Raw genomic sequence first — 20,750 nt, 5'->3', positions numbered from 1 at the left:
CTCTGCCGCCGTGACTCTTGAACAAGCTCAAGCGATTATCGCTTCGCCTCTTTTCAACGCTTTTTTAGAACCGGCGGCAGACCGGCGCGCCTTTATAACGGAACGGTTGGCGGCGCAAGGAATTCCCTACCGTACCGTTACCCTTCAAGATAAAACTCACATTGTTATTACCTACCGGCAATCCGCGTACAATCCCCGCTTTAAGATGAAAACGCTGATAGCGCACTATGACCGCGCCGCCGGTACACAGGGCGCAAACGATAATTCCGCCGCCTGCATACAGCTGCTGCTGTTTGCTCAAACGCTGTTGCAGAAACGGGATGCGCATAACATCCGCATCATCTTTACCGACGGTGAGGAAGCGGGTACGGATGGCATTAAAAACCAAGGGGCGTACCGTTTGGGGCAAGGCCTACGTGCGCTTTCAATGCAGCAGGATGACATCTTTGTGTTTGATATGTGCGGCAGCGGGGATACGCTCATCCTTTCAGAGTCGGGGATATACGGCAGGGATACACGGAAAACGGCGGTGCTTTCCGCTCTGCATCGGCGCTGCCGCATCTATGCCGACGCCGCGTGCAGGGGGCGCTGGCTTTCGCTGCCGACCGCCTACAGCGACAACGCGGGACTCATTTCCGCCGGATTAACCGCGCAGGTCATCACTGTATTGCCGAGGGCGGAAGCGGAGCTGTTAATGCGGTATATGCCGCACTCGGCTGGAACGCCCCTATCGGGTAACGTGCATTCCGCCGGATGTCATAGGTCGGCCGCTGCGGAAATATCCGCCAACGAAAGCGCCGCTCAAGCGCTCCAACGGTGCATCATCACCAATGCACACGTTCCGCCTGATTCGCCGTTTGCCGCCGTCATTCCGCAGACATGGCAGCGGATGCACACCCCACAGGACAGCCTCGAAACACTGACGCCGCAAGCTTTTATCCTAGTAGATAAAATGCTTCGGTATCTGGCGGGTGTGAAAGAACCGGCCGGATAAAAGAACTCTAATACGCCGGTTTTTGGTAATGAATCTTAGGTGATCATTTCCGGAGCGGTTTTTCAATACATAATACCGAAATAATCCAACCATTGCTTCATTACATCCTGTGCGGTAAGACACGTATCTCTTAAAAACCCGCGTTCATTTTTCCAATTTTTAATTCCTCTGTAGTAGTAAAGCTTTAGTTCTTCAGTAATGATAAACGGGACAATGGTATGTTTAAGACATTCCTTGAACAGTATCAATCTTCCGATACGGCCATTACCATCTTGGAACGGATGAATCGCTTCAAATCGGACATGAAAATCCAACACATCATCAAGAGTGATTTCCGATTTTGCATTGTATTCCATTAATAATGATTTCATCGCTGCTGCAACATCCGCAGGTTTTGTCGTTGCATCTCCACCCACTTCATTTTCCAGCGTTTTGTAGTCCCCAACCTTAAACCATGTTTTTTGACTGTCGGTTGTTTCGGATTTTAGGATATAATGAAGCTGTTTTATGAAACTTTCCGAAAGCTTCGTATGCGCACCTCAAACAGTAATTCCTTACACTCCGTTCACTCATGTGCCAGCGTTTTGCAGTTTCTTTAACGGATAGGTATGTTATCTTGCTCATTGGTACTATTTTAACATAGTATCGGCAATATATAAACAATCTTTGTATGCTTAAATTTGATTATATTTGGCCGTTCATCACTCAAGTTTATTCATGCGGCGATTCTAATATCCCTTTGCGGGGAGTGAAATATTTGTCATGTTTAAGACGGAACACTAGAGATCAAATAAGTAAAGCATAATAATCCTAAAAAGATAAAAAACCGGAAAATTTTCCTCTTGATAGCGTTAAAATTAAAAGCAGTAGGGTTGCTTAAAAGAAACTTTCACTTTATACTAAATCATAATTTCTCTTATTAATGGAAGCTGATGGGATCTGGTGGTCTTCGCGGTCTTCAAAACCGTTGGTTGCATAATTCGCAACGGCAGGTTCGATTCCTGCCTCTTCCGGTTTTCTGTTGTAGGTGTGGCTGTGCTAAGTGTTTTGTTTGTTGCAGCATTTTCGACAGATGCCGAAAAACTCGCTTGTGTGTCTAAAAAAGTTTGGTCTATAGACTATATATTGGACAATCGGGCTGTCCTACCTTGCTTAGAAGAAAAAGCCTACGATTTTCTGTTATTTGATTTTGAAGCAGGGGGCGAGTATCCGCCGAATATACTCAAAGAAATTTACGGGCAATATCCCATTTTACCTATCTTTTTATTATCACATCAGCATTGTAATTTTGTAGAAAAGGCCGCTTTTGCAACAAATATGATATTAGGATGTTTTTCTATTCCTTATGAATTCAATATATTACACAATACTATTCAAAATACGCTTGAAGGAAAAATTATCCGAATAATCGATATGTACGATATAGATCCGGTAACGGCTCCGCTCTATACGAAATTGCAGGGGCAGAGTATCGAAATTCAAATGATACGGAACTTTATTTTACAGACAGCACAGCAAAATTCTCATGTATTGCTGTACGGAGAAAGCGGTTCAGGTAAAGAAGTCGTTGCTTCGCTCATTCATTACTATTCTAAAAATCGTCCCGGTAGATATTTACCGATAAATACTACTTGCATTGCGGAAGATCTCGCAGAGAGTTTATTGTTTGGTTCGTGTAAAGGAGCTTATACCGGAGCAATCGATAAGGAAGGTCTCTTTTCAGAGGCAGATCAAGGGACATTATTTTTTGATGAAATAGAAAATCTTACACTGAATTTGCAAGCAAAACTCTTACGGGTTCTTGAAACACACGAATATTATAAACTGGGAGGCACTCAAAAGTACTCTTCTGATTTTAGATTGATTTGTGCGACAAATTGTGATCTGCAAGAAATGGTAGATCAGGGACTCTTCCGATTAGATCTTTTTTATCGTCTTGATGTTGCCCATCTTATCGTTCCCCCGCTGCGTCAGCATAAAGAAGATATCGGAGTGCTGGCATATAATTATTTAAAACAAACGAGAAAACACTTATCACGGGAGGCTCTGTCTCTGCTGTGTAAGTATAATTGGCCGGGGAATGTCCGTGAACTTTTTAATTGTTTGGAACGGGCGGTGTTTGCAGCAAAGGCATCTCCTGTACTGTTCCCTCAGCATTTCGACATTTAACATAGCATAGCTTTTGAAAAAGTTCTTCCAAATACCGCGCTTCCCGGGCGGATAATCCCGCTCTTGCAATTATCTCCTGAAAAAAACGAATATTATCTTCTTTCCCTGCATGTTTAAAAAGACCCATTTTACATAAACAGTCGTTGATATGTTCTGAGGTTGAGGTAACCCGCGTATAAGGGATACGCTCATAGCCGTATTTTCGGGGACTATAGGCGCGGAATAGCGTATAGCAGACGATTTGCACGGCATGCGAAAGGTTAAGCGATGGAAAATCGGGGGCTGAAGGGATATTGATGGCAACCGAGCAAACATTTAATTCCTCATCGGTAAGCCCGGTTCGTTCATTGCCGAATACAAGGCCGGTAAGTCCTTCTGCCGTATTGAAAGAAAACGAAGCGAAATCCTCCGGTGTCATGCCCCATGATTTGCGCTTTTCTCCTATGCGCCGTGTTGTTCCGGCGACAATGCAGCAATCGGCAACTGATGCTTTTAATCCCATAATTGAAGATTCAAAAAAACGGGCTTGCTGCCATATTGTTCCGGCATGGATGGCTAACCGGAGGATCTCTTCTTCATCATAATCTTTTTTGTTTCCTATAATACGTAAATCGGAACAATTATTGTTGGCCATTGATCTGCAAACAGCGCCGATGTTACGGCTTATTTCAGGGCGGCAGAGAATAACTGCAATCGGAAGCCGTTCTTGTGAGGTTGGAGTACTCATGGTAATTATTTTGTGTAGAGAACGCTTGCTATGTCAAGTACTTCGGAGTATAATGAAAAAAGTAAGCGTGGGGACTGCCTAATAAACCGTATGGAAGGAATACGCTATGGATAATGTGCTGCAAGGTAAAAGCGCATTGGTCGTCGGCGGGACAAGTGGAATTGGATACTGCTTAGCGCAATCGCTTTTACAAGAATCTGTTTCTGTTGTGATGCAGGGACAGAGCAATTCAAAACGTGTTGCAAGTCTTTGCTGCCAAGGAAATGTAGCCTGTTTTATCTGTGATTTGCAAAAAGCCTCCTATGTGGGGGAGCTGTGCAAATATGCCAATGCTGCCGATATTCTGTGCGTCGCTTACGGTCCGTTTTTGCAAAAACCGCTTGATATGACTTCTGCTCAGGAATGGAGTGCAACAGTATATGCAAACCTTACACTGCCTGGTATACTGGTTTCATCGGCTTTAGCTGGTATGAAAGAACGGCTTTGGGGGCGTATTTTGCTGTTTGGCGGTACGGAAACTCAAGTTTTACGAGGTTTTAGAACAAATGCCGTATATGGGGCGGCAAAAACAGGCCTTATATCACTTGTAAAATCCGTGAGTATGGAATATGCTCAATATGGTATTACAGCAAATGCCGTTTGCCCGGGTTTTACCGATAGCGGTTTATTGTCGGAGAATACTCGGGCGATATGGGCGAAAAAAAATCCTGATGGTGAATTGATTAATCCGACTACAATTACGGATGCTGCGCTCTTTTTATTAAAAGAGTGCGCTTATAATGGGGTTATACTACCGGTTGATAAAGGGTGGTCGTCGTTTTAGGGCTGAGTCCCTTGAATAGGGATATGAATATAGATATAATTTTTACTTCATAACAAGGATAGATTTGACAAAGGATTGGCATATGAATGACGCAGAAATAATTCAGAGTTTCGATAACGAAAAAGACAAAAGCCTTAAAATACAACTACAAAAGGTAGAAGGGCTTGAAAAATGTATCGTGATCATTCTGTCAGGATATGTCGATACGTATAATTCAACCTTCTTTCAAAAAAGAGTTACAACCCTTATTGATGCAGGATATATTCAGATTATTTTTAACTGTGCCCATTTGGATTATGTTTCTTCTACGGGGATAGGCTCTTTTACTGCTTTCCTAAAGGCTGTAAAAGGGAAGGGCGGTGATATTGTATTGTTAAGTCTTCAGCCGAAAGTATATGAAGTGTTTCAACTGCTCGGTTTTGCAACTTTCTTTACTATCCATGATTCCTTAGAAACAGCTATTGAATTCTTTAAAAATAAAGGAGCAAATATTACTTCTCAGGTTAATCTCTTCCCCAAAATTTTTTCGTGTCCTATCTGTGCAAAGAAATTAAAGGCGCCTCGTCCAGGTCGCTTCCGCTGCTCCGAATGTAAGACTATTTTGGCGATTGATAATAACGCACAGGTTTCGCTTGGTTGATATTCGATAATATTATTACTTGTGTAGAAGTTGTGGATATCTTGTAAACTATATATCTGCATTTCTTGCCCTTTATTATATCATTTATATTGTTTTTGCTGTATAAAGTTTTATGTGTAAAAGGTTTATGCCCTTTTAATGTAAAAGGGTATCTGTTTATATCGGTTAAAAAAAAGAGAAAATAATAGAATGATATTGCTAATAACTTGTGGATAATCTGTTATGTTGGTGAGTAAGTTGTGAATAATCGGTGCCGAATTAATACTTGATAAAAAAAGATTCCTAAAATATGATGTAACCGTAAGGAGAAATTATGGCATACTATTATGAAGAACCGTCGCATACGTTTAATGAATATCTGTTAATTCCTCGCTATACCGGTATTGAGCATAATCCACAGAATATCAATCTGCACACGCCGCTTACCCGATTTTCTACAGGGAAAAAACCGTTGTATACGCTCAATATTCCGTTAGTTTCGGCAATTATGCAGTCGGTTTCCAATGATGGTATGGCAATTTCTCTTGCAAAAGAGGGTGGGTTATCCTTTATTTTCTGTTCACAGAGTATAGAAAAACAGGCTGCAATGGTTGCTGCTGTTAAGGACTATAAAGCGGGCTTTGTAGAAAGCGATTCAAACTTAAAGCCTGAAAATACTTTGGAAGACGTGTTGCGTTTAAAGGAGAAAACGGGGCATACGACAGTTGCTGTTACTGATGACGGTACTGCACATGGGAAGTTGCTTGGTGTTATTACCGGCCGTGATTATCGCCCAAGTAGGATGGCACGGGATTTAATCGTTGCGAAATTTATGACGCCGATTGAAAAGATCCATTATGCCGGTGAAGGTGTTACCTTAAAAGAAGCAAATGATATTATTTGGGAGTATAAGCTCAATTCCCTTCCCGTCCTTGATTCAGAAGGAAAACTTGTGGCTTTTGTGTTCCGTAAGGACTATGAAAGTAAAAAAGAGCACCCGAATGAGCTACTCGACGAAAAAAAGCGTTATTTGGTTGGGGCGGGGCTTAATACTCGTGATTATGAGCAGCGTGTTCCTGCGTTGGTGGCTGCAGGCGCTGACGTTTTATGTATAGACTCTTCCGACGGCTTTTCGGAATGGCAAAAGCGTACTATTAACTTTGTAAAAAAACAATACGGAGATAAAATTCCCATCGGAGCCGGCAATGTCGTTGACGAAGATGGATTTATTTTTTTGGCGGAGGCCGGTGCCGATTTTGTCAAAGTGGGGATTGGTGGAGGCTCCATCTGCATTACCCGCGAAACCAAGGGCATAGGCCGAGGGCAGGCGACGGCACTTATCGAGGTTGCCAAAGCTCGCGATAACTATTTTAAGAAAACAGGTGTCTATATTCCTATCTGTTCTGACGGCGGTATTGTGTATGATCATCATATTACAATGGCGCTTGCAATGGGCAGCGATTTCTGTATGTTAGGGCGCTACTTTGCTCGTTTTGATGAAAGTCCGACAAATAAAATACTGGTAAACGGCAGTTATATGAAAGAATATTGGGGCGAAGGCTCATCGCGGGCACGAAACTGGCAGCGTTACGATTCCGGCGGAGACAGTAAACTCGCATTTGAAGAGGGCGTGGATTCCTATGTTCCCTATGCGGGCTCATTGCATGACGGTGTTAAAACAACACTCTATAAGGTACGTTCTACGATGTGTAATTGTGGTGTCCTCACCATTCCTGAGCTGCAACAGAATGCCAAAATAACATTGGTCTCTCCTTCCAGTATTATCGAAGGCGGTTCTCACGATGTTGTATTGAAGGATGTTCGTTCCTCTATACACTAAATAAAAGCGATGGATAGTCCAAAGACTGAAATCCTATCGATCTTTTCTGTAAGGGTAAAGATGCATTATATCCGCTGAGGAGGATTGCAAAACAGTCTCTGGATGGTTCCCTTAAATTTAACTACGCTACCGCGTTTATGCTTGTTCGACTAATGAGCAGATGTATGTTTATTGTGGTCATCGTGAGTCTTGTTTTTCATTAGAGGCGGCTGACCTGTCGCATCGAGGGTGTCGCGCCAGAGCGAGCCGTCCGGTTCGACATAGTTGCGAGAACGGACGACGACATTGATCGGCAAATGAACAAACTTATTATACATAAGACCGACAATCAACTTTGTCTTTCCCGCCATAGCGGCATGTACCGCATTATTCCCAAGCCGTTCACAGTAAATAGAGTCAACCGGCGCTGCCGGCGCTGACCGGATTTGATAGCTCGGATCGATATACTTCAAGTTGATATGAATGGATTTTGACTTAAAATAAGCATCGATTTGCTCTTTTAAGAATACGCCAATATCGGAAAGACGCTTATTGCCTGAATCGTCGGTTTCATTTTTGCTTTGCATTAAGTCTTGACCGGCTCCTTCTGCAACAACAATAACTGTGTAATGACTTTGGGCTAAGCGGTCTTCCAAATGCTTTAAAAAACCGTTTTCACCTCGCATATCGAAAGGAATTTCGGGGATAAGTACAAAGTCGACCTCATGGCTTGCAATAGCCGTGTGCGTCGCAATAAATCCCGATTCTCGTCCCATCAGCTTGACTAATCCGATACCGTTGATTTGGGACTGTGCTTCCATACGGGCGGCAGCAACTGCTTCAGAGGCTTTTACAACTGCCGTGTCGAAGCCGAAGGACTTTTGAATAAACGACAGGTCGTTATCAACGGTTTTCGGGATGCCGACAACGGAGATACACAGGTCGCGTCGTTCAATTTCCTTTGCAATTTCTAAAGCGCCTTTTTGTGTTCCATCGCCTCCGATGACAAAAAGGATATTCAAATTGAGCCGCTCGATTCCGTCTACGATTTCGACAACGCGGGTACCTCCGCCTCGTGAAGTGCCGAGGATTGTTCCTCCTGTTTTATGACATGCATCGACAACCGTCGGGTTTAAGGGCATAACATCGAAATGGTAGTCCGGTAAAAGGCCTTTAAATCCGAAGCGAATGCCGCTGATTCGCTTAACGCCGTAACGTCCCCACAAACAGCGTACGACCGATCGGATCACATCATTAAGGCCGGGGCATAATCCTCCACATGTGATAATGCCTGCATGGACATGACTCGGATTAAAGAATATTTTTTCCCGCGGACCTGCTTTCTCGATAAGCTGTTCGCGTTTGAATGGCCCGTACTGCTCTCCGACCTTAGATTCCAACCGGAAGCGAATAAAATCGTCATTGGTAACGTAATTTGCAATACTGTCGCCGATTACGTTTGAAAGGTGAATAGGAGAAGGTATTTTACAGGGACCGAGTGTATCAATGGTAAAATTAAATTCTTCATTATAGCGCATGCTGTACCTCCGTTATATCGACAGTATCAAACTCCAAGGCAAGGGAGCCGTAGTTTTATCTTTCTGTAATTATCGATGATAACCTCTCCTACACTATCATAAATTTGCAGGGTTTGAAAGGGATAAAAAATTTTTTTTGATTGACAGATTTGCGGATTTTATTCATTATAGGTATATCTATGGCACAGAAAAAAGAATCTTTTCTTACACGTATATTACAGCTTTTTTTTCCACGGGATGATGCAGAGGCGATAAAAAAACGACATTTAAAAGCGTTGGCAAAGGAAATTTCAAAAAATAAATTCAGTAAGTGGTATAAACCTTCTTCGGAAGAACTCCAACCGCAGATGGCGCGTTTCTTTTTTGAGCTGTATAAAATTGTCGGTCCTGCACGGGCTCTCCTTGCAAGTGCCGCCTCGTCAAAGGTTCTCAAGAGTATCACCGTAGAGCAAAATTTGTCAAAACGACAGCATCAAATACGGGAAAAACTGACGCCTGAAGTCATCAAGGAACGTGCAAAAACGACCAATCAAAAAGAATTGAGTATTCAGGTACAGAAAGAATTTGATGCCTTTATGCGTGAGTTTGACGGCAAGAAGATAGACGAGATTGATACACAGTATCGGCAGCTCAATGAATTTATCCACTTTGTGCTGTTTGATTATTATTTCTTTTTAAAAAAATTCGATCCCGCTTTGCCGGAAGACAAATTTTCTTATACGCCAAACTTTGCTACTGTTAATGGCGAGTACCTTAAAGATGAATTAAAAGATTTTATCGTTGTGCTAAACGGACTTTCGCTTGATGCAAATTGGGAGAAGCTTTTCGCAATTATTACCGCATACAAGAATGTACAGCCGGTTAATGCTCCTCTGTGGAAAAAGCATCTGAGCCTTTTAAACGATGTCCGTCGTTCCCATATCTTAGAAAAAATTATTCAGCATATTACAAAAGATACTGCCTACACGGTCGAAATCAGTCCCTTCACCGAAAAGGTAACCGATGATTATCTTAAGCAAATAGAACGGTCGATTGATAATACGTTAAGAGACATTGTTATGGAGCAAAAGAATTCTCAGGTAGCAATGCTCGTGCAGCGTGTATTCGGAAATGTGATTTCGTCAGGTACTAAAAACTATAATCCGCGTTCCAATGCAGCATTTGAAAAACGGGGACTTGAAGGTTATATCTATGCTGATGCAATGAACTACCTTAAATCGTTTTTAGTCGAGTACTTTAAAAGTGATATCCGGGCTCTATCCGATTTAATTTTAGTACGTGGGCAATGGACACAGCAGGTGCTTTCTGCCGAATATTCCGAAAGCTACCACAATTTGATGCATATTTCGACTAAGCTTTTGGAGTTTGACGAAAAACTGTCAGAGGTTTCCGAAATGGGGGTTAAATTCCGCACGCTGTTGTCGCGAATGGAGCGGGAAAAAGAAGCCGGTCGTCAAGTGCAAAAACACTTGGATACCGTTAACGAAGCTGCTCTTAAACTGCTTAAAGTTGCTATTAAAAATATTATGACGCTTGGAAATGCTATAAAGAATTGTATTGCCGACTATGATAAACCCCATCGAGATTTACTGCAAAATTGGAAGGAAATTGAACAGCATTCCGACAAGCCGATACGGGAATGGATGACCGCTGTCTATACAAAAATTTATAACTTTATCATGTTGGAACAAGTGGTCTTAAAGAAAGAAGATTAGAAACGACTCAGAAATACAATCCTCATCTGCCGCTTTAATTCCGCAGTTCTCATGTGATGAATAACCTAACGTCTTTTTGAGAGGCTTTTTTGATGGAAAAGATATTTGACTCGGTACGAGAGCTGGATAAGCGGGCGGAAGATGCCTTTAATCTAAAAAACGGTGTACTGATGGAGCATGCTGCCTGCGGCATGGTTGAACGTATTCGAAATCTTCTTTCATCACGTTTATTGTACCCACAAAATATACAGGGACGTTCGAGGCAGAACAATGCTTTGGATTTACCGTCTTCGCACATAAAACTGCCACAGGCAGAATTACCGCTTGTACAGATTGTCTGCGGTTCGGGTGATAACGGCGGTGACGGGTATGCTCTTGCACGGATTCTCGCCGATTTTTGTCTTGTTCGCGTTGTCTTAGTAAAAGAGCCGAAATCCCCCTTGTGCAAATTACAGCAAGATCGGCTTAGTCTGCTTGGCATACCGATAACGGACATGTTACAGGAGCATTGCGATGTACTTGTTGATGCGGTGTTCGGTACGGGAATCCGCGGCAGCCTCGATAGCGAAATGAGCGCTTTGATTGAGCGGATGAATGCGGTACAGGGCTATAAAATTGCCTGTGATATTCCGAGCGGTTTAAATGAGTTCGGCATCCCATCGCCTGTTGCGTTCCGCGCCGACGAAACCTGTACGATGGGCGCGCTAAAAACAGCACTCTATGCCGACGCTGCGAAGGATTATACCGGGGCTATTTATGTTTGTAATCTCGGCCTGCCGCGACGCTGCTACGAAGGTGAGACCGGCACCTTTCTCTTATCGGTAGAGGATATGAAGCTGCCTCACCGCAGCGTGCAAAATACCCACAAGATGAGCTACGGACACGGCCTTTTCTTCTGCGGCGAAAAACCCGGCGCTTGTATGCTGGCTGCCTCCGCTGCGCTTCATTTCGGGATTGGATTGGTTACCGTATTCGGTGCGCCTGTGTCTGCTGCTCCCTTCGATTTTATGTATACGTCAGAGCTGCCCGAAAATTTTTCTGCAGCAATGGTCGGTTCGGGGTTAGGCAGAACTCCCGATGCACAGGCTCAAGCGCTGGAGTTTCTTTCGCAGGAACAAGTTCGGGAACGTCCGCTCATTCTCGACGCCGATATACTGCATAACACCAAACTGCCTGAACTGCTGCCGCTTTTAAAAACACCTATTCTGACGCCGCATCCAAAGGAGTTTCAAAGCTTGCTTGCAAATACCGGACTTGCGCAAGTAAGTATTGCTGAAATACAGGAGCGTCGGTTTGAATATCTGAGGCTGTTTTGCGGTGCTTTCCCCCATGCAGTAACAATACTGAAAGGGGCATATCCGCTGATCGGTTGCGGACACCAAGTATTTGTGAATCCGCTCGGAACCAATGCGCTTGCCAAAGCGGGGGCGGGTGATGTGTTGAGCGGGTTGATTACCGCATTGACAGCACAAGGCTATCCGCCGCTGGAGGCTGCGTATACTGCGAGTCTTGCTCATGCCGAGGCTGCAAAACTATTGTATACTTCCGACTACGGTTTAACGGCGAGTGCACTTGCACAAGCTACCGGTAGGCTGAAATAGGAAAAATAGAACAACCTATAGTCATGCTCACCTTAAAAAGTGTACATCATTGCCCCCTCTGTGCTATAATCCCGTCATGATGGAAAAAACAATGCTTAATATTGCACACAGGGGATTCCGCAGCCGGTACCCTGAAAACACCATGCTTGCCTTTCGGAAAGCGATAGAAGCCGGGTGCGACGGGATAGAGTTTGATGTGCATCTTTCAAAAGATGGAGAAGCGGTTATTATTCACGATGAAACAGTTGACCGCACGACTGATGGTACGGGTTTGGTCGGGCAGAAAACATATCGTGAGTTAAGAGCGTTGAATGCCGCGAAGCCGCATCCCGGAACGATAGATTTTGCTCCGATCCCTTCATTGCGAGAATATTTTGAATATATTGCGGAACAGCCACACATCATTTCGAATATCGAATTAAAGACAGGTGTCTTTGTCTATGAAGGAATTGAAGAAGTTGTGTATCGGCTGATGAAGGAGTACAAACTGATTAATCGCTGTATTGTGTCGTCTTTTAATCACGAAAGCGTACTGCGGATGAAGAAGATCGATTCGGCGGTAACGTGCGGATTATTGGTAGACAGTTGGCAAATTCATCCTGAGCAGTATGTGCAGAACCTCGGTATCGAATGTTATCACCCATCAGCTTATTGTGTAACGCCTGAACTGGTTGGGGCTTTGCACCGGGCTGGTATCCGCATCAATCCATGGTTCGGCAGCATTCAGTGCGATTACCGGCAGCTGATTGAAATGGAGGTAGACAGTCTTATTACTGACTACCCCGATCGGATTACCGCGTTGCTGAAAGATCTTCATCCGGCGGCGGCGGATTAATCCAATACCAATACTGCCGGTTTATTCTGACAAACGAGATAAATTTTATCGCAACCCGCACTACCAAATATACAATTTGTATATGCTGAATAAGTGAAGTATAATTCGGGATCAAAAAGAATAATATGAATGAAAGAGGGATGATAACATCCGGCAAGCATTCTCGGCTATCAAGGTTGGTTGCTGCTAAAAGCGAAGAAAGGAAAAATACATTATAGAAACTTACCACACCCGTGATATATACTATATTCTTATTCCCAAAGAGATAGGCAGCTGTGTAGGTAACGGCGAACGATAGTATTAAATGTGCAATGAGGCGGGCAGAAATTGCGCGAGATCGGACAATTGAATGAATTGCGGAGATTGCTGTTCCCGTCATAATAGTAATAATCAGAGCTTCTCCACCTGTTATATTGAAAAGGAGAACTGTGTCTGCTGCCGCGTGGATCGACGGTATTGACATAAGCCACGATGTCAAACCGATTGCAATGATTCCTTCATTGGATCCGAGTTTTCCAAAGCACATTACCCGCCGCTTATAGCGTTCCCAGAAACTTCCGATTTGCCCGGCATATAGATTAAAGAAACCTATTGTAATGAGAGCCGGTTTTGTTACCTTGAAAGATATCATCAGAATACCCATTAAAAGACCGGTCACAAAACAGTCTAAAAAATGGTCAAAATATTCACCAAGCGGTGAACCGGTGCCTGTTTTTCGGGCTTGCTTTCCATCGGCACAATCGCCGGTCAGATAAATCAGTGCAAGTACTGGAATAAGCCACCAGTGCTCGTACCTTCCGACATAGTACCCATGTACTGCAACACAAAAAGCAGTAATAATACAAAGAAAGGATGAAAATGTAATAAAATTTGCCGGTACACGATAAGGTAAAATTGCTACCAATGGATTAACGAAAAACTTATATAATATCGGCGACAGAATAGATTGATCTTCTGCACTATATGAATATTTTTTAGCCATAGAAAACTCCGCGTAAGAGAGTGTTGCTTCCCGTATAACACTCGTGCTGCTGGTTATGCTGTACGTCTGCATTATACGGGAAAATATTGCCTACGCTCTTGTATAATTTTTTATTTCTGTTCTAATTCGGTTTGCAAGTTCGGTACGGGGAATACGCACCTGTTCCATAGAATCGCGGAAGCGTAAGGTAACGGTTCCGTCTTCTTTGCTGTCATAATCGACGGTAACGCAGAATGGAGTGCCCGCCTCATCCTGACGGCGATATCGCTTACCGATTGCTCCTGATTGGTCATAGTCGGTACGGAAGTCTTCACGTAATTCCGCTTGAATATCCTGTGCAAGCTCCGCAAGGCCGTCTTTTTTCATCAAAGGTAACACTGCTACGGTAATCGGCGCAATAACCGGATGGAAATGCAACACGGTTCGCCAATCGTCATCATTGCCTTTGTCGGCAACTTTTTGCTCTTCGTACGCATCGCAGAGGAACATTAAGAGGTTGCGGGTTAAACCGGCTGAGGTTTCGATGATGTACGGAATATACCGTTCGTTGCCGTTATCCTGATCAATATACTGCATATCCTTACCGGAATATTCGGTATGGCGGGTCAGGTCAAAATTGGTGCGGTTGTGTACGCCTTCAAGCTCTTTAAAGCCCATCGGGAATTCATATTCAATATCGTAGGCGTCTTTTGCATAGTGAGCAAGCTCATCCGGGCCATGCTGATGCCAGCGCAACTTATCCATGCGGACACCGTGTTTTTTGTAGAACGCCCACCGCTGTTCACGCCAGTAGTTAAACCATTCGTCGTCGGTACCGGGTTTTACAAAAAACTGCATTTCCATCTGTTCAAACTCGCAGGTGCGGAATATAAAGTTTTTCGTTACAATTTCGTTTCTGAATGCCTTACCGATCTGCGCAATACCGAAAGGGATTTTCATACGGTTGGCTTGCGCAACGTTTTTATAGTTCACGTAGATACCCTGTGCGGTTTCGGGGCGTAAGTAGATGAGGTTGCTGTTATCGTCCGTCGGCCCGATATGGGTTTTAAACATCAGGTTGAACTTTCGTACATCGGTAAGCTCGCCGCCGCAGTCGGGACATTCTTTTTTTGCTAACTTGTTCTGATCAATCTGGTCGGCACGGAAACGTGCTTTACACTTCTTACAGTCAACCAGCGGATCGGTAAAGTTTTCCACATGTCCCGATGCTTCCCACACGCGCGGGTGCATCAAAATAGCTGCGTCGATACCGACAATTGAGTTGTGCAGCTGGGTCATTTCCTTCCACCATGCGTGGGCGATATTGTTTTTTAATTCAACACCGAGCGGACCGTAATCCCATGCCCCGTTCTGTCCTCCGTAAATTTCAGAAGACTGAAACACAAAGCCGCGCCTTTTGCATAGGCTGACGATTTTTTCCATTGAAATTGCGTGATCTTCCATACTGTAAACTCCTCGTTTGGTTATTAAAGGCATCTGCCGGAACTCGCGGTTAACGAGGCTGCGCCATATCAGCAGCCGAAGTTAAACCGTTCTTTCAAAGTTTTTTCGATGCGGGCAATAGAACGATCTATACCTAAGATTTGTATCGAACCGACTAGCGGCGGACTTACGCGGCTGCCGGTAATTGCCATACGCATCGGCATCATAAAGTCGCCCAATTTAACGCCCGTCGCTTCCGCTTCCGCGCGGAACACCTCGCTTGCAGCGTGTTCATCAAGGTTTGCAATTGAGGGTAATACGGTTTTTGCTTTCTCCAGCACAGCCCGCGTCTTTTCTGCATCCAACTTTTTGGGGATAATCTCTTCTGCAGGCGGAACTGCCGGCTCTTCGAAGAGGAAGCGCACCATTTGCGGGGCTTCCGTTAAAAAGTGGAGGCGTTCTTTAATCAACGGCATCACCTTCATCAGCATTGCCTTTTGTTCATCGGTAGGTTTAAGCAGCGTCTGGTCGGCAAAACGTAATCCGGCTGCTTCACGAGCTTTTTGATCCTGCTCACCGAAGATTCCGGAGTTTGCAATAAACGGCCATGTCAACTCAAAGAGTTCTTCATCGGTTTTAAGCCGCATATACTGCCCGTTAAACCATTCCAACTTTTTATAGTCGAAAATCGCCGGAGCCTTGTTGATGTGTTCGGGATTAAAGCGTTCTCCCAGTTCTTTAAGAGAGAACATATCTCGCCCTTCCTCATAAGAGCAACCGAGCATCGCAACATAGTTGATAATTGCTTCTTTTAAATAGCCGTTGTTGCGGAATTCGTTACAGCTGGTCGCACCATGCCGTTTAGAAAGCTTATGCCCGTCATTCCCCATAACCATCGGCAAATGGCAAAAATCGGGATGTTCCCATCCGAACGCTTTATACATAATAACATGCATCGGCGTTGAGGGTACCCATTCCTGCGCACGCATAACATGCGTAATCTTCATTAAGTGATCATCGACAACGTTCGCCAAATGATAGGTGGGGAAGCCGTCGCTTTTCAGCAAGATGGGATCGGGGTTGATGTCTTCGTTTTTCCACTCGATTGTACCGAGAAGGACATCGTGGAATACCGTTGTTCCTTCAAGCGGCACCTTGAGGCGGATAACATAGGGCTTTCCCGCTGCGATATTCGCATCGATTTCTTCCTGCGTTAAATTGCGGCAGTGCCGGTCATATCCCGGAGGCATTTTATTCATGGTTTGAATTTTTCTGATGCGTTCGAGCCGTTCTTCATCGCAAAAACAATAATAGGCATGACCGCTTTTGACGAGTTTATCCGCATACTCGCGGTATAATTCGGAACGTTGAGACTGAATATAGGGGGCATACGGACCGCCGCGGGGGCCGCCTTCATCCCAGTCAATTCCAAGCCAGTCAAGGGTATCGTAAAGATTTGTTTCATATTCGGCGGCATAGCGGGTTTGGTCGGTATCTTCTATACGCAAGATGAATTTTCCGCCGGTCGCGCGGGAAAAAAGATAATTAAATAACGCGGTACGTACTCCGCCAATGTGCTGAAATCCTGTCGGAGACGGGGCATAACGGCTTCGAGTTTCCATATTTTTCTCCTAATCACTTTTTAAGAAAATGATAGTTCACTATTATAGAAAGTTTTATCTTTTTGAGCAAGTGTATGGTTCTGCCAGCAACGTTGCCTGAGCAAGTTGACGGATTTGTTAACTATAGTATATAATATAAAGAATTATTCAGAGATCATATTAATAAATGTATTAGTTACCATTACCAATTAGCAATTGGAGACACCATAATGAAAAAAGCACTTTCAATTCGTTTTAGACTTTTACGTGCGATCACTATAACGATCATTTCGATTATCGGTTTTATTAGTGCAGTTGTCGGTTATGAACTTTACAAAAGAAATACTGCATTGTTTAACGAGTTTACCGCTCAGCAATTTTTCAACGTTGAGAAATCGATCAACCTCCTCATGCAAAAGGGTGAGAATGTTGTTACCATGCTTGCTTCGCATCCTGCTGTACGAGGAGCCGATGATACTATTTATAATTATACGATAGAAGCACAAAAATCGGGAAGAATATATACGCATACTGGAAAAACGGAACAGGAGCTTGTAACGTTGTTTAAAGCTATAGAGGAAAGCTTCTCCGAATTCCAAGATGTCTATATGGGGACTCGATGGGGAGGGATTGCAACTTCATGGTCTGGGGAAGACGAGCTAGGGTATGATCCTCGCCAAAGATCATGGTATAAACAAGCCGCCGAAGCAAATGGAGCTATAGTTATCACACCGGTATATATTGCTACAGATGGTACTCCTGTCGTAGCGGTCGCAAAGGCTATAAAAGACGGTAACGGTACATTATTAGGATGTGTCGGTGTTGATATTAATTTGTCTGATTTAACATCATTTATCAGCAGTGTCAAAATAGGGAATACGGGATACTGTATGCTCGTGCAAGATGACGGGATGATTTTAGCGGATGCAGCCCATAGTGCATTCATTTCTAAGAACCTAAGTGATGTCGATGCCGCTTTCGCGAAAATCACTCAAAAAAAGGAAGGTTCCGTTTTTATTACATTGGACGGAAAACAGAGAAAAGCTTATATCTTTCCGTTTCCCGAATTAAGATGGAAGCTTATTGTCATTGTGGAACAAAGGGAAATCCTTTCGTTGTTTTATGCGCTAGTCAGAATTATGATTCTCATCGGGCTGTTGATGTTTGTTGTATATTTCACATTGGCGATTATCGCTGCCCGTGCACTAAAGCGGTATTTTGCGAGACTTGAATCTATGTTTGAAAAAATTGCGGCGGGAGATCTTACCGATCGCGTAGCGGTAAAACGTAATAACGAAATCGGGCGGCTTATGACAAATTTGAATATGGCGATAGAACATACCCACACTATGTTGACCGTTTTAAAAGAAGAAGCCGATAAAATGACGGCGATCGGTTCCGACTTATCAAGCAATATGGAAGAAACGGCTGCCGCGGTAAAACAAATAAGTAGCAATGCCACAACGGTAAAGGAAAAAGCGTTAATGCAAGCAGCCGGTGTAACGGAAACAGCTGCAGCCGGTGAGCAGATTCAAGGAAAATTAAACCTGCTTGTTGAAGGGATTACAAGGCAGTCGGAAAGTATTACGCAGTCTTCGGCGTTAATAACACGCACTGCGGAAAATATGCTTCGTATTAATAAAATACTTTCACAAAATGATGAATTGATTAAAACCGTATACGGTCAAATGAAAGCGGGAACAGACGGGGCACGGGCAGCAAATGAGTTTGTCAAGAAAATTGCGGAACGATCGGAAGCGCTGCTGGAAGCGAGTCAGGTCATTCAAAATATCGCCAGCCAAACAAATCTTTTAGCGATGAACGCCGCAATTGAAGCTGCCCATGCCGGAGAATCGGGCAAAGGATTTGCCGTCGTTGCCGACGAAATTAGAAAACTAGCCGAAGAATCCAATATGCAGGGAAAACAGATCGGCGCGGTTATAAAAGAATCAACCGAAATTATCGCGCAAGTTTCAGAGGCGGGTATACAAGCGGAGAAAACTTTTACCGATGTTTATGGACTTATCAGTAACATTTCGGAGAAAGAAGATTCGATTGTAGACCTTATGCGGGAACAGGAAGAAAACGGTACGCAAGTTTTATCGGCTATCGAGACTATCAATAAGGTGACGAAAGATGTAAGCACCGCTTCCATAGAAATGCTTGAAGGCGGTAAGCAAATTGCCGAAGAGATGCAAAAATTGGCGGAAATTACACGGGAAACAACCGACAGTATGACCGAAATAGCCTCCGGCGCAGAGCAAATAACCGATGCTGTAGAAGAGGTTGTTTCTATTACAGAGCAAAATAAAACCAGTATTGATCATCTTGCGCAAGAGGTGGGAAAATTCAAAATCAATTAGGGGAAGACTTTTCTTTTTTTTCGATAAAAAGAAAAGTCTTCCCCTATGACCCCATCTAAAGAAAAACGGCGACTTAGGGCTCTGCCCTAAGAACCCGCTTTATTTCCAAGGATGGTTCTAAGATAAAAGCCAGGCAGTTATGATTTTCACGATAACACGTATCAGTACCGCCATGGATGGCGGTGGTTTCATACAGGCACGAGATTTGCGCTTGTCACAAATCCACCCGAATCATCAATCAATCCGCCAAGGCTTTAACCGGATCGAGCCGCGCGGCTTTAACTGCAGGGCGGAGACCGAAGAAAATACCGATGGTTATCGACACGGCAAATGCAATAACCGAACCGCTAATATTCGGGCTAAAGACCATCTTGAAGTTGTCAGACTGAAAAACCGTTTGTACCAAAAGCATGCTAAGCCCTCCGCCAAGCAACATACCGAATATCCCGCCCGTCAAACTCAACGTCGCGGACTCAACTAAAAACTGATTGCGTATTACTGCTTCACTTGCGCCGAGCGCCTTGCGGATTCCGATTTCCTTTTTTCGTTCCGTTACGGTAACCAGCATAATATTCATAATGTTAATGCCGCCGACCAGAAGCGACATAACCGCAATCACGGTAAGCACCACGCTGATAAGAGCGATTTGCGAATTGATTTGATTCAGTATATCTTTTTCCGAAAACGTCCATAAGGTGTTTTCAGCTTTTGCAAACGAATCGGAAAACGCCTTTATCTGCGCCGTTGCTTTGTCAATATATGCCGGATCGTAAATCTGCACCGAAGCGAGATCGGAATCATTTTTACCGATACCCATATCCTCTGTAACAAATGAACGTGGCACCATAAAAGAACCGATACTGGAAAACCGATTGCGCGGCTTTACAACACCGCATACCTCAAACGAAAATGGAATAAACTGGCGCCCCTGATTATACGGAACGGTAAGCGTAACTCTTTTCCCGATAGCGTTTCCTTCGGGGAATAGCACCTTTGCTTCATCTTCAACCAGAATAATTTTATGCCGGCGATTTGCAAAATCATCAAGACTAAAGCTTTTCCCATAAGACCATTCGTACCCGTTTGCTTCAAGCGCACCGTATTCAATACCGACTATCCGTTGATTTTTCAGATAAAACGAATTATGTGAAACCGTTGCGTTGAAAAGGCCTGAATAAAATACGTCTTTTACGAGCGGTACATTTTTCTCTAATGCGTTACGGTATTTTTCAGTCAGCTTGATATGATACTTTTGTTTATCAAAATCCCAGCGAGGCTCAATTTGAATCATATTCATCGTATCAAGATTGAATAACTTCGCCATGCTTACCTTCATAGAGCTTCCGATATTGCTGATAACCGTCACAACGGTAACGCCGATTGCAATACCTAAAAGAGATAGTACCGTCCGCAATTTTTTACTGCGGAAATTGCCGAACGCATTGATAAAATCTTCCAGCATACTTATTCCTTAATCAGTACCGACATGGATGTCGGTGATATACAGCAGTAACCTGTTTTGCATAAGCGCAAAACAGGACG

Annotated in this window: 15 protein-coding genes, 1 tRNA gene and 1 pseudogene; 10 read left to right on the top strand and 7 right to left on the bottom strand. The window is 43.8% G+C overall.

Annotation, left to right across the window (positions count from 1 at the left end; all coding sequences use genetic code 11):
- Window positions 1-10: 10 nt before the first annotated feature.
- Window positions 11-994, top strand: coding sequence for a M28 family peptidase (locus ABH09_RS12610; protein ID WP_253714670.1), 984 nt, complete (start codon window positions 11-13; stop codon window positions 992-994).
- A 62-nt stretch (window positions 995-1,056) separates the two neighbouring features.
- Here the strand turns inward: ABH09_RS12610 and ABH09_RS12605 are convergent.
- Window positions 1,057-1,506: pseudogene (locus ABH09_RS12605) on the bottom strand (Fic family protein); the annotation flags it as partial.
- A 412-nt stretch (window positions 1,507-1,918) separates the two neighbouring features.
- On the opposite strand from ABH09_RS12605, the gene ABH09_RS12600 reads away from it, so the two are divergent.
- Window positions 1,919-2,007, top strand: a tRNA-Sec gene (locus tag ABH09_RS12600).
- A 22-nt stretch (window positions 2,008-2,029) separates the two neighbouring features.
- Window positions 2,030-3,163 (top strand): sigma 54-interacting transcriptional regulator, encoded by a 1,134-nt coding sequence (locus ABH09_RS12595; protein ID WP_212565719.1) that lies wholly within the window; start codon window positions 2,030-2,032, stop codon window positions 3,161-3,163.
- Here the strand turns inward: ABH09_RS12595 and ABH09_RS12590 are convergent.
- On the bottom strand, window positions 3,090-3,890 hold the full coding sequence (locus ABH09_RS12590) for an RNA methyltransferase (protein ID WP_253714669.1): 801 nt from the start codon (window positions 3,888-3,890) through the stop codon (window positions 3,090-3,092). The two genes, ABH09_RS12595 and ABH09_RS12590, sit on opposite strands and share 74 nt — an antisense overlap.
- A 106-nt stretch (window positions 3,891-3,996) precedes the next feature.
- On the opposite strand from ABH09_RS12590, the gene ABH09_RS12585 reads away from it, so the two are divergent.
- The 3 genes from ABH09_RS12585 (at window position 3,997) to ABH09_RS12575 (ending at window position 7,172) form a co-directional block, all read left to right on the top strand.
- Window positions 3,997-4,713 (top strand): SDR family NAD(P)-dependent oxidoreductase, encoded by a 717-nt coding sequence (locus ABH09_RS12585; RefSeq protein WP_162664645.1) that lies wholly within the window; start codon window positions 3,997-3,999, stop codon window positions 4,711-4,713.
- Between the two features lie 82 nt (window positions 4,714-4,795).
- Entirely contained in the window at window positions 4,796-5,353 is a 558-nt protein-coding gene (locus ABH09_RS12580) for an STAS domain-containing protein (RefSeq protein ID WP_162664644.1), read from the top strand.
- Between the two features lie 313 nt (window positions 5,354-5,666).
- Window positions 5,667-7,172, top strand: coding sequence for an IMP dehydrogenase (locus ABH09_RS12575; RefSeq protein ID WP_162664643.1), 1,506 nt, complete (start codon window positions 5,667-5,669; stop codon window positions 7,170-7,172).
- A 149-nt stretch (window positions 7,173-7,321) separates the two neighbouring features.
- On the opposite strand, the gene ABH09_RS12570 is transcribed toward ABH09_RS12575, so the two are convergent.
- Window positions 7,322-8,689, bottom strand: coding sequence for an ATP-dependent 6-phosphofructokinase (locus tag ABH09_RS12570; protein ID WP_253714668.1), 1,368 nt, complete (start codon window positions 8,687-8,689; stop codon window positions 7,322-7,324).
- A gap of 179 nt (window positions 8,690-8,868) precedes the next feature.
- Here ABH09_RS12570 and ABH09_RS12565 point away from each other — a divergent pair, with 179 nt between their 5' ends.
- The 3 genes from ABH09_RS12565 to ABH09_RS12555 all read left to right on the top strand — a co-directional run bounded on the left by ABH09_RS12565 (window position 8,869) and on the right by ABH09_RS12555 (window position 12,840).
- The gene (locus ABH09_RS12565) at window positions 8,869-10,404 is read left to right on the top strand and encodes a DUF5312 family protein (RefSeq protein ID WP_253714667.1); all 1,536 of its coding nucleotides are present in this window, start codon (window positions 8,869-8,871) and stop codon (window positions 10,402-10,404) included.
- 92 nt (window positions 10,405-10,496) lie between these two features.
- On the top strand, window positions 10,497-12,005 hold the full coding sequence (locus ABH09_RS12560) for an NAD(P)H-hydrate dehydratase (RefSeq protein ID WP_253714666.1): 1,509 nt from the start codon (window positions 10,497-10,499) through the stop codon (window positions 12,003-12,005).
- A gap of 76 nt (window positions 12,006-12,081) precedes the next feature.
- A complete protein-coding gene (locus ABH09_RS12555) occupies window positions 12,082-12,840 on the top strand; it encodes a glycerophosphodiester phosphodiesterase (RefSeq protein WP_253714665.1) in 759 nt (252 codons plus the stop codon).
- Here the strand turns inward: ABH09_RS12555 and ABH09_RS12550 are convergent.
- From ABH09_RS12550 to gltX, 3 genes are all read right to left on the bottom strand, one after another.
- Window positions 12,797-13,822, bottom strand: coding sequence for a CDP-alcohol phosphatidyltransferase family protein (locus tag ABH09_RS12550; RefSeq protein WP_162664638.1), 1,026 nt, complete (start codon window positions 13,820-13,822; stop codon window positions 12,797-12,799). The genes ABH09_RS12555 and ABH09_RS12550 overlap by 44 nt on opposite strands.
- A 90-nt stretch (window positions 13,823-13,912) precedes the next feature.
- Window positions 13,913-15,265, bottom strand: a complete 1,353-nt coding sequence (locus tag ABH09_RS12545; protein ID WP_253714664.1) for a glycine--tRNA ligase — start codon at window positions 15,263-15,265, stop codon at window positions 13,913-13,915.
- A gap of 68 nt (window positions 15,266-15,333) precedes the next feature.
- Window positions 15,334-16,866: a glutamate--tRNA ligase gene (gene gltX / locus ABH09_RS12540; protein WP_253714663.1), complete on the bottom strand. Its 1,533-nt coding sequence runs from the start codon at window positions 16,864-16,866 to the stop codon at window positions 15,334-15,336.
- Between the two features lie 209 nt (window positions 16,867-17,075).
- Here gltX and ABH09_RS12535 point away from each other — a divergent pair, with 209 nt between their 5' ends.
- Window positions 17,076-19,208: a methyl-accepting chemotaxis protein gene (locus ABH09_RS12535; RefSeq protein WP_253714662.1), complete on the top strand. Its 2,133-nt coding sequence runs from the start codon at window positions 17,076-17,078 to the stop codon at window positions 19,206-19,208.
- A 238-nt stretch (window positions 19,209-19,446) separates the two neighbouring features.
- On the opposite strand, the gene ABH09_RS12530 is transcribed toward ABH09_RS12535, so the two are convergent.
- Complete coding sequence (locus ABH09_RS12530) at window positions 19,447-20,670, bottom strand: ABC transporter permease (protein ID WP_162664634.1); 1,224 nt, start codon at window positions 20,668-20,670, stop codon at window positions 19,447-19,449.
- Window positions 20,671-20,750: the final 80 nt, after the last annotated feature.

The sequence above is a fragment of the Treponema sp. OMZ 803 genome, assembly GCF_024181165.1.
Taxonomy (GTDB): domain Bacteria; phylum Spirochaetota; class Spirochaetia; order Treponematales; family Treponemataceae; genus Treponema.
Note: the sequence above shows the minus strand (reverse complement) of the source record. Positions and strands in the feature narration are given on the sequence as shown.

Bases quoted from the DNA above. Each gene is read 5' to 3' on its own strand.
- ABH09_RS12535 (WP_253714662.1), top strand. From the start codon at position 17,076: ATGAAAAAAGCACTTTCAATTCGTTTTAGACTTTTACGTGCGATCACT.
- gltX (WP_253714663.1), bottom strand. From the start codon at position 16,866: ATGGAAACTCGAAGCCGTTATGCCCCGTCTCCGACAGGATTTCAGCAC.
- ABH09_RS12565 (WP_253714667.1), top strand. From the start codon at position 8,869: ATGGCACAGAAAAAAGAATCTTTTCTTACACGTATATTACAGCTTTTT.
- ABH09_RS12560 (WP_253714666.1), top strand. From the start codon at position 10,497: ATGGAAAAGATATTTGACTCGGTACGAGAGCTGGATAAGCGGGCGGAA.
- ABH09_RS12550 (WP_162664638.1), bottom strand. From the start codon at position 13,822: ATGGCTAAAAAATATTCATATAGTGCAGAAGATCAATCTATTCTGTCG.
- ABH09_RS12580 (WP_162664644.1), top strand. From the start codon at position 4,796: ATGAATGACGCAGAAATAATTCAGAGTTTCGATAACGAAAAAGACAAA.
- ABH09_RS12590 (WP_253714669.1), bottom strand. From the start codon at position 3,890: ATGAGTACTCCAACCTCACAAGAACGGCTTCCGATTGCAGTTATTCTC.
- ABH09_RS12530 (WP_162664634.1), bottom strand. From the start codon at position 20,670: ATGCTGGAAGATTTTATCAATGCGTTCGGCAATTTCCGCAGTAAAAAA.
- ABH09_RS12570 (WP_253714668.1), bottom strand. From the start codon at position 8,689: ATGCGCTATAATGAAGAATTTAATTTTACCATTGATACACTCGGTCCC.
- ABH09_RS12575 (WP_162664643.1), top strand. From the start codon at position 5,667: ATGGCATACTATTATGAAGAACCGTCGCATACGTTTAATGAATATCTG.
- ABH09_RS12555 (WP_253714665.1), top strand. From the start codon at position 12,082: ATGATGGAAAAAACAATGCTTAATATTGCACACAGGGGATTCCGCAGC.
- ABH09_RS12585 (WP_162664645.1), top strand. From the start codon at position 3,997: ATGGATAATGTGCTGCAAGGTAAAAGCGCATTGGTCGTCGGCGGGACA.
- ABH09_RS12545 (WP_253714664.1), bottom strand. From the start codon at position 15,265: ATGGAAGATCACGCAATTTCAATGGAAAAAATCGTCAGCCTATGCAAA.